This is a genomic window from Marixanthomonas ophiurae, from assembly GCF_003413745.1.
GTDB lineage: Bacteria > Bacteroidota > Bacteroidia > Flavobacteriales > Flavobacteriaceae > Marixanthomonas > Marixanthomonas ophiurae.
Genome location: NZ_QVID01000002.1, coordinates 569,259 through 583,312, shown reverse-complemented (window position 1 = coordinate 583,312; position 14,054 = coordinate 569,259). Strand labels below are relative to the sequence as shown.

Below are 14,054 nucleotides of genomic sequence, written 5' to 3'. Positions count from 1 at the left end.
AAAAAAATCTATCTTCTAAATAATCTAGATAATAAGGATAATACAAGTAGTACTAAAAATATCCAAAAAATAATCATTGCGATATCAGTTGCACCTTCTGCGATGCCACCAAATCCAAATACTGCCGCAATTAATGCGATTACTAGAAAAATAACAATCCAACGTACCATAATTTTTAAGTTTTAATGATTAGTATATCACTAAGGTACATAACAATCATTCTTGAAATGGAATGTTTACAATAAGTTTAACAGCAAATGTTAACATTTTAATAAGCTACTAAAGAAGCCAATTCTTCTTTAAAGCGTTCTTTTGGAAGGTACTGTTTTTCAAGATTGGCAGCGAATGGCACCGGTGTTTCCATACTTGCTACTCGCCTAATTGGAGCATCTAAATACTCAAAACAGTTTTCAGAAATTAACGCTGAAATATCTGACGCCAACCCACCAAACATAGAATCTTCTTGAAGAATAATAACCTTATTTGTTTTCTTTACAGAAGCAAAAATAGCTTCAGTATCTAAAGGGGAAAGCGTACGCAAATCAATTAAATCTGCTGAAATAGCTGGCATCTCATCTAAAGTTTCCAAAGTCCAATGCACGCCCGCACCGTATGTAACGATGGTAATATCCTTCCCTTCTCTTAGTAAGGAAGCTTTACCTAGGGGTAACGTGTAGTAATCTGTTGGTACTTCTTGGCGAATACTTCTATATAATGCTTTGTGTTCAAAGAAAAGCACCGGATTTGGATCTTCAATGGCAGTTGCTAATAATCCTTTGGCATCATATGGAAAAGCTGGATACACTACTTTTAATCCAGGGGTATGGGTAAACCACGCTTCATTCGTCTGGCTATGAAAAGGTCCTGCTCCTACTCCTGCTCCGCAAGGCATGCGAATCACAACATCCGCTTTTTGATTCCAACGATAATGACTTTTTGCCAAGTAATTAACGATAGGATTAAACCCGGAAGTAGCAAAATCACCAAACTGCATTTCCATAACCGATTTATACCCATTAATAGAAAGTCCCATGCTTGCAGAAATTATCGCCGACTCACATATAGGAGTATTACGCACACGATCTTTACCAAATTTATCTACAAAACCATCAGTTATTTTAAAAACACCACCATATTCAGCAATGTCTTGCCCCATTATTACTAGATTATCATGCCGCTGCATAGATTGTCTTAGTCCTTGAGAAATGGCATCAATCAATCGAATTTCTTCTTTATTTAAATTTTCTTTAACTTCTTCATATTCAATGCTTTCATATAAATCATTTAACTCATTACTTTTAGTTGAAGTTATTACTTCTTCAGAAAAAGCCAAATCAAGATTCTCATTTATTTCGGAGATTATTTCTTGTTTAAACTGAATATTTTCGTCTTCAGTAAGTATGTTTTCATTCCGAAGAAATTCTGCAAAATTTTCCAAGGGATCTTTAGCTGCCCATTCATCCATCAATTCTTGAGGCACGTATTTAGTACCACTTGCTTCTTCGTGACCGCGCATTCTAAAGGTTTTAAACTCTAGCAATATTGGTCGCGGATTTTCCCGCATATCTTCAACAAGGTTTTTTACTTTAGAATATACTTCCAGGATGTTATTCCCTTCGATAATATGGGCTTCCATCCCATAGCCTTTACCACGGTCGGCCAAATTTTCACAATTATATTGTTCGTTTGTTGGCGTGGACAATCCATAACCGTTGTTTTCAATACAGAATAAAACAGGTAACTGCCAAACAGAAGCGACATTCAACGATTCGTGAATATCACCTTCGCTCGTTCCTCCCTCTCCTGTAAATACAGCGCAGACTTGCTTGTTGTTTTTTAATTTGTTCGCTAAAGCAATCCCGTCGGCAACGCCAAATTGGGGCCCTAAATGCGATATCATCCCCACAATTTTAAACTCTTGCGTACCAAAATGAAAGCTGCGATCGCGTCCTTTTGTAAAACCATTGGCCTTTCCTTGCCATTGCGAAAACAAACGGTTTAAAGGAATATCCCGTGTAGTAAACACCCCTAAGTTTCGGTGCATCGGCAATATATATTCTTCCTTATCTAATACCGCCGTAATCCCTACCGATATGGCTTCCTGCCCAATACCGCTAAACCATTTAGATATTTTACCTTGTCGTAATAAAATGAGCATCTTTTCCTCTATTAATCGAGGTTTCAGCATTCTTTTATATAAGGAAATTAACGTATTGTCATCAATAGTGCTACGGTCGTAATTAAATTGAACGGTAGATGCAGTTTCGGAACTCATAGTTTGTTTTTAGTACTTTCAAATGTAGAAAAAATTGCTGTTCAGTAAAGCGTTTAATTCACTTTTTTAACTTCGGAAATGACCTCTATATTTGGTATATTTGTATTTTGAAAATAAAATCTTATGAATAACATACCTAGCGTGGATCTTTCAGACTTCTTGTCTGATGACCCAAAAAGAAAACAAAAATTTGTAGATGAAATTGGTGCTGCTTATGAAGAAATAGGCTTTGTGTCTTTGAAAAATCATTTTTTAAGTGATGATTTAGTTGAAAATCTTTACAAAGAAATTAAGGCTTTCTTCGCTTTACCAGTTGAAGACAAAGAAAAATATGAAATTGAAGGCCTAGGCGGTCAACGTGGTTACGTTTCCTTCGGAAAAGAACACGCAAAAGGTAAAAAAGAAGGTGATTTAAAAGAGTTTTGGCATTTTGGTCAGGAGCCTGATGCAGAAGCTGATTTGCCTGAAGAATATCCAGATAATGTAGAAGTAAAAGAACTTCCTGATTTTAACCCTACCGGAATGGAAGCCTACAGAATGCTTGAAAAAACAGGGATTTATGTACTTCGCGCTTTAGCACTGTATATAGGCATTGAAGAAACTTATTTTGATAAATGGGCTACTAACGGAAATAGTATTTTACGCCCTATCCACTATCCACCCATAACCGAAGAACCTAAAGGTGCTGTTCGAGCTGGAGCTCACGGAGATATTAACCTAATAACCTTATTAATGGGAGCTTCGGCCGGAGGACTGCAAGTATTAAGAAAAGACGGTGAATGGATTGATGCTATTCCACAAGAAGACGAGTTGGTAATTAATGTTGGCGATATGTTAGAACGTCACACCAATAATAAATTACGCTCTACTATTCATAGAGTTGTAAACCCTCCTAAAGAAGATTGGGACAACCCACGATACAGTATTCCATTTTTTATGCACCCTCGCAGCGATATGAAATTAAATTGCTTAGATGCGTGTGTAGATGAGGAACACCCAAAAGCTTTTCCAGATATTACAGCAGGCGAATTTTTACACCAGCGGTTAGTAGAAATTGGGTTGATTAAAGAATAATTTATGGATTTACAAGACCAATTAAAAGATTTATTTCCCGATCACGAACCTTCTGAAGAGCCCAAAGAAGAAAAATCAAACGTTTGGCTTCAAGATGATCCGTTGCATTGTAAATATGAGAAACGTCGCGGAAAACCGATAACCATTATTGATAATTATACCGGTGCTCAAAGTGATTTTAAACAATTGGCTAAAGAATTAAAAAAAATGCTCGGTGTTGGCGGTAGTTTTAAAAACGAACAAATTATCATTCAAGGAGATTACCGAAAAGAAATTATGGAGCATTTGCAAGATAAAGGCTTTAATGTGAAACGTGTAGGTGGATGAGAATAGCAGAATCTGAATTAATCTTAAACCCCGATGGTAGTATTTATCACCTTAACCTACGACCTGAAGACCTCGCCCAAACCGTCATAACCGTAGGCGACCCCGAGCGGGTGGAGAGCATTTCTAAGCACTTTGACGCCTTAGAGGTCGATGTTCATAAAAGAGAATTTAAAACCCATACGGGTACGTATAAAGGCAAACGAATTTCGGTCATTTCAACCGGGATTGGTACCGATAATATTGACATTGTTTTCAATGAATTAGACGCCTTGGTCAATATTGATTTTGAAACACGAACAATAAAAGAAAACCATACACAACTCACTATAATTCGGGTGGGTACATCTGGAGCTATTCAAACAGATATTCCTATGGATAGTTTTTTAGTTTCTGAAACAGCTGTAGGTCTTGACAATTTGCTTCATTTTTATGGAAATACTTCGTTTTTAAATGAATCTTTTTCCGAAGCATTTATGCAACACACTAATTGGTCTGCTAAAAAATCAGCTCCGTATGTAGTAAATGCAGATGCGTCACTTTTGAAATTTTTTTCCGAAGAAAAATTTATAAAAGGAGTAACAGCAACCAACGTAGGTTTCTACGGCCCACAAGGAAGAGTCTTACGCCTTTCATTACAAGACGCTGGTCTAAACGACAAAATTGCTTCATTTTCATTTAATAATAAAAAAGTTACCAATCTTGAGATGGAAACTTCTGGAATCTATGGGATGGCACATTTATTGAATCATAAAGCCATATCATTAAACGCAATTTTGGCAAATAGAGCTAATGGTGAATTTAGCCAAACACCACAGCAGACTGTGGAAAACCTTATTTTAAAGACATTAGAAACAATTACGGGATGAAAAAATTGCTCATAGGTGGTGTACCTGAACACTTTAATTTACCTTGGTACTTAACACTTCGCGACAAAAAGTATCACGACGAAAATATTAATCTTCGCTGGAAAGATTATTATGGCGGAACCGGTGAAATGTGTAAAGCCCTTCGTGATGGCAGCATTGATATGGCTGTAATTTTAACTGAAGGTATTGTTCGTGATATTATAAACGGAAACGATTCAAAAATTGTTCAAGTGTTTGTAAAATCTCCTTTGTTATGGGGAATTCATGTTGCTGAAAACTCAGATTATAAAAAGGTTTCCGATTTAAAAGGAACAGAAGCCGCTATAAGCCGTTATGGATCGGGTTCTCACTTAATGTCGTATGTAAACGCTGAAAATCAAGGTTGGGATTACGAAGATGACTTAGAATTTAAAGTAATTCAAGACTTAGATGGTGCCTTAAAAAATCTTCCCGAGGGAAATGGCGACTATTTTATGTGGGAAAAATTTACCACAAAACCCTACGTAGATAATGGCCCGTTTAGATTGGTTGGCGAGTGCCCTACTCCCTGGCCATGCTTTGTAATTGCTGTTAGAAATGAAATTTTAGAGAAAGATAGTGAACTTATTACATCTATATTGGAAACCATAAACCAAACTACAAAAGAGTTTAAAGACATACCGTCTATAGATACTATGATATCTAATAGGTATGATCAAAAATTAGAAGATGTGCAGCAATGGTTATCATTAACCGAATGGAGCCAAGAAAACCTCACGGAAGAAGAGCTTAAAAGTGTTCAAGAAAAATTGATTGAATTAAATTTAATTGATAAAAAAATCCCTTCAGAAGAGATCCTTTGGAAATCTTCTTAAAAAAATAGTATATTTTTACGCAACCTTTTTAAATGTAGTCCATCTTACTATTGTAAAGTAAGAACACTATGACCACATTTCTAATCATTTTAGGGGCTCTATTAGTAACAAATTTCTTGTTACTGCAATTTAGCTGCAATGATGTTGCTGAGCCCGAAACACCGAAAGACGAGTAAAATAACTCGATCTAAAATTTAAATTTATTTCAAATTGAGGATAGCCTATTCAATATTAGGTTACCACTCAATTTTTTCTTTTCCAGCTTTTTCTAAATACAAATTTGTTTTACTGAAATGTTTATTCCCAAACCAATAGCCTCTATTAGCACTCAATGGTGACGGATGGCCACTAGTTAGCACCAAATGTTTCTCCGTATCGATTTTTGCTCCTTTCTTCTTAGCATAACCACCCCATAATAAAAAAACGAGTCCTTCCCTATTTTCAGAGAGTTTTGAAATAACGGCATTGGTAAATTGTTCCCATCCCTTTTTTTGATGACTCCCAGCTTTATGTGCTCTAACTGTCAACGTTGCATTTAATAATAACACCCCTTGATTTGCCCACCGTTCCAAATTCCCGTTTGGTGGTACCGAAATATTTACATCAGTTTCAATTTCTTTAAAAATATTAACCAATGAGGGAGGTTTTGCAATACCATCCGCAACTGAAAAACACAAACCATTTGCTTGTCCAACTCCGTGATAAGGATCTTGCCCTAATATTACTACTTTAACTTCATTAAAAGGTGTGTGGTCAAAAGCAGAAAATATTTGTTGTCCGGGAGGAAAACAGGTGTTTTTATCATATTCATTTTTTACAAAATCTTTTAATTGTTTGAAGTACGGTTTCTCAAATTCATCGGCTAATTGCTGCTTCCAACTTTCTTCAATTGTTACCTTCATTATATGTATTTTTGTAATCCATAAAACGTAAAATTACAGTATAAAAGGCGAATGGTCCGTATCGATTTAAAAACATTGCAAGATTTAGAGTTTCCTTCCGTTTTGCAACAAATAGCCAATAATTGCATTACCGAACCTGGTACCGAGCGGGTTTTAAAGATTAAACCGTTTAAAAGCACCGATAAAATCACACCGGAACTGCATCGGGTAAAAGAATTTACCGCTTCATTTGAGAGTGACAGCCCCATTCCCAATCACGATTTTGAACCTATTGACAAAGCTCTTCAACTTTTAGGCATCGAGAACAGTGTGTTGGAAATTTCAAGTTTTAGAAGAATTCGTTCGGTCACCGATACTACAATTGATTTATTAAAATTCTTCAGGAAATTTGAAGAGTTTTATGTTTATCTAAACCGTTTTTCTTCAAAAGTAGATTACACTTCGAGCATTTCTGAAGAAATTCAAAAAAAAATAGACCGATTTGGCGATGTTAAAAATGAAGCTTCTGAAGAGTTAGCAGCTATTCGCAGGCAGTTAAATCAAATGAAAGGACGTATTAACTCGTCTTTTACAAAAGCGCTGAGCCAATACTCCCAAGCAGACTATCTAGACGATATTAAAGAAACAGTTGTGGACAACCGAAGAGTGCTGGCGGTAAAAGCCATGTACCGGCGGAAAATACGAGGAGCCGTTTTAGGAAATTCGAAAACCGGAAGTATTGTTTACATAGAACCTCAAGAAACCCTTGAGTATGCTAATGAGTTAAGCAATTTAATTTACGAGGAGCAGGAAGAAATAAAACGGATCTTAAAACAGCTTACTGAGTTTGTACGTCCATATAAAAAGTTGCTAAAGCAATACCAAAACTACCTCTCCAAGATTGACGTTTTGTATGCAAAAGCAAAATATGCTCGCACTATCAATGGTGTTTTACCGGTTTTGACCGAAAATAAATTTTTACTTTTAAAGAACGCTTATCACCCGTTGTTATGGGTTGCTAACAAAAAGCGGAACGAGAAAACCTTCCCACAGACTATTTCTTTGGAACCTGAAAAGCGTATTATCGTAATCAGCGGCCCCAATGCCGGAGGAAAGAGCATCACTCTTAAAACTGTTGGCTTATTACAGGTTATGCTGCAAAGTGGATTGTTGGTCCCAGTAGATCCATTAAGTGAGTTTAGTTTTTTTAATCGGATTTTAACCGATATTGGCGACAATCAATCTATCGAAAACCATTTGAGCACGTATAGCTACCGATTAAAAAAAATGAATCAATTCCTTCGAAAATGCAACAACAATACCCTCTTTTTAATAGATGAATTTGGTACCGGAAGTGATCCAGAATTAGGCGGAGCCTTAGCTGAAACATTTTTAGAAGTATTTTACGAACGAGAAGCCTTCGGGATTATTACAACACATTATGCCAATTTAAAAGTATTAGCGAGTGAGCTACCGCATGCCATCAATGCCAATATGCAGTTTGACAACCGAAGCTTAGAGCCGTTGTACCAATTGCATTTAGGGGAAGCTGGAAGCTCCTTTACATTTGAAGTAGCACAGAAAAATGGCATTCCATATAGCTTGATTAATAAATCGAAAAAGAAAATTGAACGCGGAAAAGTTCGGTTTGATAAAACCATTGCCAAATTACAACAAGAGCGCTCGAAACTTCGAGAAACTTCGGCTAACTTAAAGACTGAAGAACAGAAAGCACGAGAAGAAAGTAAACAGTTAGAAGAAATAAATAGCAAAGTGCAAGAAAAACTGGAAAGCTATCAAGAATTGTATGATAGCAACCAGAAAATGATTTCTATAGGTAAAAAGGTAGATTCGTTAGCTGAAAAATTCTTCAACAACAAAAAGAAAAAACCATTACTCGATGAGCTTTTTAAAATGGTTTTAAAAGAAAATAGCAAACGCAAAAAACCAAAACCTAAAAAACAAAAAGTCAGTAAAGCACAAAAACAAGCTAAAAAAGAAGAAAAAGCTAAAAAGCACGAAGTAAAACAAGAGTTAGAGCAAAAAGTAGCTGTAATTAGAAAACGTAAAAAGAAAGAAAAGGAAGAGGCCAAAAAAGCGCCACCTCCAAAACCGAAAGTGACCTTAAAGCTTGGTGATCGTGTGCGGATGATTGACGGCCGAGCCATTGGAACCATCGATAAGATTGAAAAGAAAAAAGCAATCGTTAATTACGGTATGTTCACTGCAGATGTAAGTTTGGATGAGTTGGAAAAAGTTTGATAATAAATAAGGTTTTAATTGAATTCAGATAAAACACATAAAATAATTCTCTTTGACGGGGTTTGCAATCTTTGCAATAGCTCGGTTGTATTTGCTATAAAAAGAGACAAGAACGACGTGTTTCGGTTTGCAGCTTTGCAAAGTAAGGTTGGAGAGCAACTTATTTCTAAATTAAATATAGATACTTCAAAAACCGATTCCATTATTTTAATTGATGGTGAAAAATATCATGAAAAATCTTCGGCAGCACTTCGTATTGCAAAACAACTTTCTGGTGGCTGGCCACTACTCTACGTCTTTATCATCTTACCAGAATTTATAAGAGATTCAGTTTATAGCTTTATTGCCAAAAACCGTTACAAATGGTATGGTAAAAGAGAAAGTTGTATGATTCCTACCCCTGAATTGCAAGCTAAATTTTTGTAATAATCAGTTCATTTTAGAAATAATATCTTAGGTTAACGATAAGTTAACGGAGGTTTTTATGCATATATTTAGTAGCCTAACCTTCTATATTTACGATATGCAACTAAAATCCAAGGTATTAATTTTATTTTCAGTATCTACTTTGATTGCCCTAATAGGTATTCAAGGCTACCTTATTTATAATAGCTACGAGTTAAAGCAAAAAACAATTACTATCGATGCTCGTAACGCTATTGCTAAGATTTATACTGCCCCGGCAGTAGATTCAATTGCTTGGATGTACAGAACCGATTTTTTAAACCATCTTGAGGCATATAAAAACCAGAAAATTTCAAAACAGGAAATACTTCAGTTATTAGATAAAAAATCTACAGAAATTAACCCAGGTTTTCTTGACGTCTTCAATAAAGGATTAAATCAATTTGATGATGATTATAAAATTCAGTTCAAAAAAATTGTAACCTCTATCACTCTCACCGACAGCCTCGGAAATGTAGAAACCCTATATCCTGAAAAAAGCACCGATACCATTATTCTCCTTGGTGAAAATTTTCAACAACAAAAAGGCATGCTAATCAATAATAGCACATGGCAAAAAGACCATGAAGTTTTTTATAATGAAAGTTCTGAGGTTTTTGATTTAGATTTCAAATCTAGTATTTTCATGAATATTTCAAACTGGAACAGTTTAATAATTAGAGAACTTTCTGGTCTTTTAATCCTTTCTAGTTTGCTATTTCTTTTTGTAGTGGGCCTTTTATATTATTCCATTCAAAACTTATTGAAACAAAAACGAGTTGCTGAAATAAAAACCGATTTTATTAATAACATTACCCACGAGCTCAAAACACCACTCTCTACCCTATCGCTTGCTACAAAAACGCTTACTAGCGAACACGCAAAAGGGAATGAGGAAATGACTTCGGAGGCCATTCAAATAATTGATAGACAAAATACTCGCCTTCAAAACTTGATAGACCAAGTTTTAAAAAGCAGTTTGGGCTATCAACAAATTCAACTTTCAACCGAGGCTTTTAATGGCTGTACCTTTTTAAAGGAACTGTTAGATGATTATTGTTTAACTATTTCCCCTTCTATAACCATTGACAGAAACGTCGAGAGTACTGGAATACCTATAATAGCTGATAAATTTTATCTAAGCACCGCTATTATTAATATGCTCAATAATGCCATTAAATATGGTGGTACAAAGCTAAAAGTAGCATATACGATAGATAAAATAGATTCAACACACACGTTTATCATCCAAGATAACGGGATTGGTATTTCCCCTAAATATCAAAAATACATTTTCCATAAATTTTATCGTATAAGTGAAAAAAACACCCATAATTATAAAGGCTTAGGTCTTGGTTTGTATTATACCAGCCAGATAATAAAAGCGCACGAGGGCACTATTTCAGTAAAAAGCGAAACAGATAAAGGAGCTACATTCATTATTAAAATACCCATTGTATCATGAAACATATTCTATTAGCAGAAGATGATCAAGATTTTGGCACCATGTTAAAACAATACCTGACCCTCAATAAGTTCGAGGTTACTTGGGCTATGAACGGTGAAGAAGCTTTTGAAGCCTTCAAAAATGGAACATTTGATATATGTATACTCGATGTTATGATGCCGGTTATGGACGGATTTACCCTCGCAAAAAAAATCATTGATATAAGTCCTGAAGTTCCGTTTTTATTCTTGACGGCACGAAAAACAAAAGAGGATAAAGTGAAAGGCTTAAAGTTAGGCGCTGACGATTATATAGTGAAACCCTTTGAGGCCGAGGAGTTAATATTCAGAATAAAAAACATCATAAAACGCACCGAACAACAAAATACTTTACAAACCAACCAATCAGCAGAGAAACAACTATATATTGGCAAATACAGTTTTGACACTGAAAATTTAGAGTTGAAAATAAATGGCAACATCAACAAAATTACCGCCAAAGAAGCAAAATTGCTGTATTACCTCTACAGCAATCGTAATCAATTAATACGCCGTGACGATATTTTATCGCACGTTTGGAATAAAACAGACTTCTTTTCGGGTCGGAGCATGGATGTTTTTATAAGTCGGATACGGAAATATTTAAAAGACGATCCTTCCATTACCATTGAAAGTGTAAGGGGAATAGGCCTGGAGTTTAATACTAAATAAACAATCAATTATTAATTACAAATAAACAATTATGAAAAAAATTACAAAAACTGTGCTTTTATTACAAGTATTGCTTGTAAGCAGTATGGTATCAGCACAAGAGTATTTTGGTACCACTACTTTTGGGGATATGAGTATCGAGAATTCGTTCCATTCGGCTGTTGACAGCAATGGGAATATTTATACACCTGGGTTATATTCTGGATCTATTACGTTAGGCCCCAACACTATAAACTGGGCTGGTGGTAACGCAGATGGGTATTTAGCTATACATGATAGTGACGGAAACCCTACCGGAGTATTAGGCTTTGGCGGTGGTTTTGACGATGTCGTTATTGACGTTGCAATCGATGCCGACGACAACATCTACCTTACTGGGTATTTTCAAGGAGCAAACCCAAACAATCCGTTTGATGCTGATCCGGGTCCAGATGTATTTCCTTTATTACAGCCAGCAAATGGTCTAAGTAGAGATCTTTTTGTTATTAAATTAGACAGCAATAAAGAGTTTGTATGGGCAAAACAAATAAGCAACCCAGCAGGCTTTGGACCTATCAACGAAGATGCACAAACCATAGCTTTAGACAGTAATGGGGATATTTACATTGGCGGTTCATTTTTATATGCTGATTTTGACCCAGACCCTAATAATGATGTGACCCTGTTCTCTGCAGATTCACAAACACCAGATGGATTTTTACTAAAACTTGATTCGGACGGTAATTACCAGTGGGTAAAAACGCATGAAGGGGCTGGTGGTATTGTAGAAGTAGAGAGTATAGAATTCGACGCCAATGAAGATCTTTTCGTTTTAGGTAGGTTTAGAAATCAAGTAGACCTTGATACTGGTACCGATGTAGACAATTATATTTCGAATGGAACAGATGATGCTTTTATTACAAAAGTAGATATCGATGGAAATTATATTTGGGGTCAAACTTTTGGTGGTACAGGATTAGAGATTCCAGCTACCATTAAGGTATTACAATCTGGAATTTATGCTACTGGAATGTTTTCTGGCACTGTAGATCTCGATCCTACTGCGGGTGAAAACAACGTAACATCAAATGGTGATTTTGATGCGTTCTTTTCAAAATTCGATACCGATGGAAATTACGACTATTCTTATGTTACGGGTGGTGAAGGAAATGAAAACTTAGAGAATATATTTGATATTATTGAAGGTCCAACAGGAAGCTTATTCATTTCTGGAAATTTTATAGGAACTAGTGATTTTGATAGTAGTTCGGGAGAGGCTATTGTTACTTCAAACGGAAATAGCGATAACTTCTTGGTAGAATTGAGTACTTCTGGTGTGTACAGAAACCACTGGACCATTGGTGGCTCAAGTGCAGAAAGTAACCAACAGGTTCTTTTTAATGATAATGATCAAATAATAGCAATAGGTGCGTTTCAAGATAGTGTTGATTTAAATCCTTTTTCAGGAGAAGATGTTCAAACAAGTAACGGGAACCGGGATATTTATGTTTCTCGCTATTCTACCATTAACACAGGTAACGACAGTTGTGAAAATGCAGTGGCGGTTTCTTGTGGCGATGTGGTAAACGGTGAAACAGTTTCTGATTCCGACTCTGGTGGTAATGCTGCCCCTGATGAGTTTTACACTTATACAGGTAATGGTACTTTAGAGGAGGTAACTATATCACTATGTAACAATACAGACTTTAACTCTGTTCTTCGTGTTTATGAAGACTGTACCTTAACAAACGAAATCGCTATGAATGATGATTCTTGTGGCGAGCAATCTGAAGTTTCTTTTGTATCTGATGGTATTTCAACTTACTATATTATGGTTGAAGGATTTGAATCTGAAGCTGGAAATTTCAGCTTAGAGGTTTCTTGTGAAGAATTACCCGAAAACGATATTTGTAGTGGAGCTTTACCAATTAGCTGTGGCGAAAGCATTACAGGATCAACAGATGACGCAACAATAGACGTTGATGCTCCTGTTTGTAATACAGATATTACAGCACCAGGTCTTTGGTATACCTTTACAGACGATAGTGGATTGGTAACAGATTATACCGTTTCGCTTTGTGATTCAGATTACGATACCAAAGTAACCGTTTACACAGGTGATTGTGGTAATTTAATTTGTGAAACCGATAATGATGATTCCTGTGGGCTACAATCTGAAGCAAATTTCCAAGGAGATGGAAACACAACCTATTATATTTTAGTACACGGATTTGGAACCAATACTGGAAACTTTACATTAACTGTAGATTGTACTCCCGTTCCTCCAGCAAATGATATGATTTCCAACTCTATAGATGTAGACGAAATAGGTTTTCCTTACAGTGATGCTGCAGTGCCAATGCCAGCGGCAACTACTGAAGGGGGTAACCCAACCGGGTGTAATCTTCAAGGTGCCAACGGTGTGTGGTACAACTTTGTGTCTAATGGAGATGGAGAAGCCACAGCGAGCATTGTAGATCCTGCAGGAACAAGTGTGGTAACGTTCTTTGAAGCACCCAATGAGAATGCTTCTGAAACAGACCTTACATTGGTAAACCAAGGAACCAACCAATGCTCACCAGCAACGTCTTCTTCTATTACAACTACTGCCGGACAAGCATACTACATATTTGTAGTAAATACTGGCGGTACAACCGATATAGAGATAGACGGCACATTATTAAGTACAAGCGAAAATACAATCGAAGGATTTACCTACTTCCCTAACCCAACCACAGGTGTTGTAAACTTAAACGCTACGGAAACCATTGAGCGTGCAACGGTTTATAACCTATTAGGGCAAAAAGTGATTGATCAAAGTATAGAAAATACAAAATCTGAGCTTTCTATATCAAGCTTATCAGCCGGTACTTATATTTTAAAAGTGGTTGTTAATGGTGAAACAGGAACCTATAAAATTATTAAACAGTAATGT

The 14,054-nt window shown here is 36.0% G+C and carries 12 protein-coding genes; 9 read left to right on the top strand and 3 right to left on the bottom strand.

What is annotated here, in order from left to right:
- Positions 1–8 precede the first annotated feature (8 nt).
- Together DZ858_RS12840 and DZ858_RS12835 are read right to left on the bottom strand one after the other, a co-directional pair.
- On the bottom strand, positions 9–170 hold the full coding sequence (locus DZ858_RS12840) for a DUF1328 domain-containing protein (RefSeq protein WP_117160067.1): 162 nt from the start codon (positions 168–170) through the stop codon (positions 9–11).
- Positions 171–268: 98 nt separating this feature from the next.
- Positions 269–2,275 carry an alpha-ketoacid dehydrogenase subunit alpha/beta gene (locus DZ858_RS12835; RefSeq protein WP_117160066.1) on the bottom strand — a complete coding sequence of 669 codons (2,007 nt, stop codon included), beginning with the start codon at positions 2,273–2,275 and terminating at the stop codon, positions 269–271.
- A 123-nt stretch (positions 2,276–2,398) separates the two neighbouring features.
- Between DZ858_RS12835 and DZ858_RS12830 the strand changes: the two genes are divergently transcribed.
- The 4 genes from DZ858_RS12830 to DZ858_RS12815 are packed head-to-tail and all read left to right on the top strand — an operon-like array spanning position 2,399 to position 5,396.
- Positions 2,399–3,349: an isopenicillin N synthase family dioxygenase gene (locus DZ858_RS12830; protein ID WP_117160065.1), complete on the top strand. Its 951-nt coding sequence runs from the start codon at positions 2,399–2,401 to the stop codon at positions 3,347–3,349.
- A 3-nt stretch (positions 3,350–3,352) separates the two neighbouring features.
- Entirely contained in the window at positions 3,353–3,676 is a 324-nt protein-coding gene (locus DZ858_RS12825) for a translation initiation factor (RefSeq protein ID WP_117160064.1), read from the top strand.
- Positions 3,673–4,542, top strand: coding sequence for a nucleoside phosphorylase (locus tag DZ858_RS12820; protein ID WP_117160063.1), 870 nt, complete (start codon positions 3,673–3,675; stop codon positions 4,540–4,542). Before DZ858_RS12825 ends, DZ858_RS12820 begins: the two co-directional genes overlap by 4 nt.
- Positions 4,539–5,396, top strand: coding sequence for a substrate-binding domain-containing protein (locus tag DZ858_RS12815; protein WP_117160062.1), 858 nt, complete (start codon positions 4,539–4,541; stop codon positions 5,394–5,396). The genes DZ858_RS12820 and DZ858_RS12815 overlap by 4 nt, the downstream gene beginning before the upstream one ends.
- 236 nt (positions 5,397–5,632) lie before the next feature.
- On the opposite strand, the gene ung is transcribed toward DZ858_RS12815, so the two are convergent.
- On the bottom strand, positions 5,633–6,298 hold the full coding sequence (ung, locus tag DZ858_RS12810; protein ID WP_117160061.1) for a uracil-DNA glycosylase: 666 nt from the start codon (positions 6,296–6,298) through the stop codon (positions 5,633–5,635).
- A 51-nt stretch (positions 6,299–6,349) separates the two neighbouring features.
- On the opposite strand from ung, the gene DZ858_RS12805 reads away from it, so the two are divergent.
- From DZ858_RS12805 to DZ858_RS12785, 5 genes are all read left to right on the top strand, one after another.
- The gene (locus DZ858_RS12805; protein WP_117160060.1) at positions 6,350–8,539 is read left to right on the top strand and encodes an endonuclease MutS2; all 2,190 of its coding nucleotides are present in this window, start codon (positions 6,350–6,352) and stop codon (positions 8,537–8,539) included.
- Positions 8,540–8,557: 18 nt separating this feature from the next.
- Positions 8,558–8,965 carry a thiol-disulfide oxidoreductase DCC family protein gene (locus DZ858_RS12800; RefSeq protein ID WP_117160059.1) on the top strand — a complete coding sequence of 136 codons (408 nt, stop codon included), beginning with the start codon at positions 8,558–8,560 and terminating at the stop codon, positions 8,963–8,965.
- Positions 8,966–9,062: 97 nt separating this feature from the next.
- A complete protein-coding gene (locus DZ858_RS12795; RefSeq protein WP_158548374.1) occupies positions 9,063–10,448 on the top strand; it encodes a sensor histidine kinase in 1,386 nt (461 codons plus the stop codon).
- The gene (locus DZ858_RS12790; protein WP_117160057.1) at positions 10,445–11,140 is read left to right on the top strand and encodes a response regulator transcription factor; all 696 of its coding nucleotides are present in this window, start codon (positions 10,445–10,447) and stop codon (positions 11,138–11,140) included. The genes DZ858_RS12795 and DZ858_RS12790 overlap by 4 nt, the downstream gene beginning before the upstream one ends.
- Before the next feature lie 31 nt (positions 11,141–11,171).
- Positions 11,172–14,051, top strand: coding sequence for a T9SS type A sorting domain-containing protein (locus DZ858_RS12785; RefSeq protein WP_117160056.1), 2,880 nt, complete (start codon positions 11,172–11,174; stop codon positions 14,049–14,051).
- The last annotated feature ends 3 nt before the right edge of the window (positions 14,052–14,054 follow it).

Excerpts from the sequence above, each read along its gene's own strand:
- DZ858_RS12815 (WP_117160062.1), top strand. The coding sequence starts at position 4,539 with ATGAAAAAATTGCTCATAGGTGGTGTACCTGAACACTTTAATTTACCT.
- DZ858_RS12835 (WP_117160066.1), bottom strand. The coding sequence starts at position 2,275 with ATGAGTTCCGAAACTGCATCTACCGTTCAATTTAATTACGACCGTAGC.
- DZ858_RS12785 (WP_117160056.1), top strand. The coding sequence starts at position 11,172 with ATGAAAAAAATTACAAAAACTGTGCTTTTATTACAAGTATTGCTTGTA.
- ung (WP_117160061.1), bottom strand. The coding sequence starts at position 6,298 with ATGAAGGTAACAATTGAAGAAAGTTGGAAGCAGCAATTAGCCGATGAA.
- DZ858_RS12830 (WP_117160065.1), top strand. The coding sequence starts at position 2,399 with ATGAATAACATACCTAGCGTGGATCTTTCAGACTTCTTGTCTGATGAC.
- DZ858_RS12805 (WP_117160060.1), top strand. The coding sequence starts at position 6,350 with ATGGTCCGTATCGATTTAAAAACATTGCAAGATTTAGAGTTTCCTTCC.
- DZ858_RS12795 (WP_158548374.1), top strand. The coding sequence starts at position 9,063 with ATGCAACTAAAATCCAAGGTATTAATTTTATTTTCAGTATCTACTTTG.
- DZ858_RS12820 (WP_117160063.1), top strand. The coding sequence starts at position 3,673 with ATGAGAATAGCAGAATCTGAATTAATCTTAAACCCCGATGGTAGTATT.
- DZ858_RS12790 (WP_117160057.1), top strand. The coding sequence starts at position 10,445 with ATGAAACATATTCTATTAGCAGAAGATGATCAAGATTTTGGCACCATG.
- DZ858_RS12840 (WP_117160067.1), bottom strand. The coding sequence starts at position 170 with ATGGTACGTTGGATTGTTATTTTTCTAGTAATCGCATTAATTGCGGCA.
- DZ858_RS12825 (WP_117160064.1), top strand. The coding sequence starts at position 3,353 with ATGGATTTACAAGACCAATTAAAAGATTTATTTCCCGATCACGAACCT.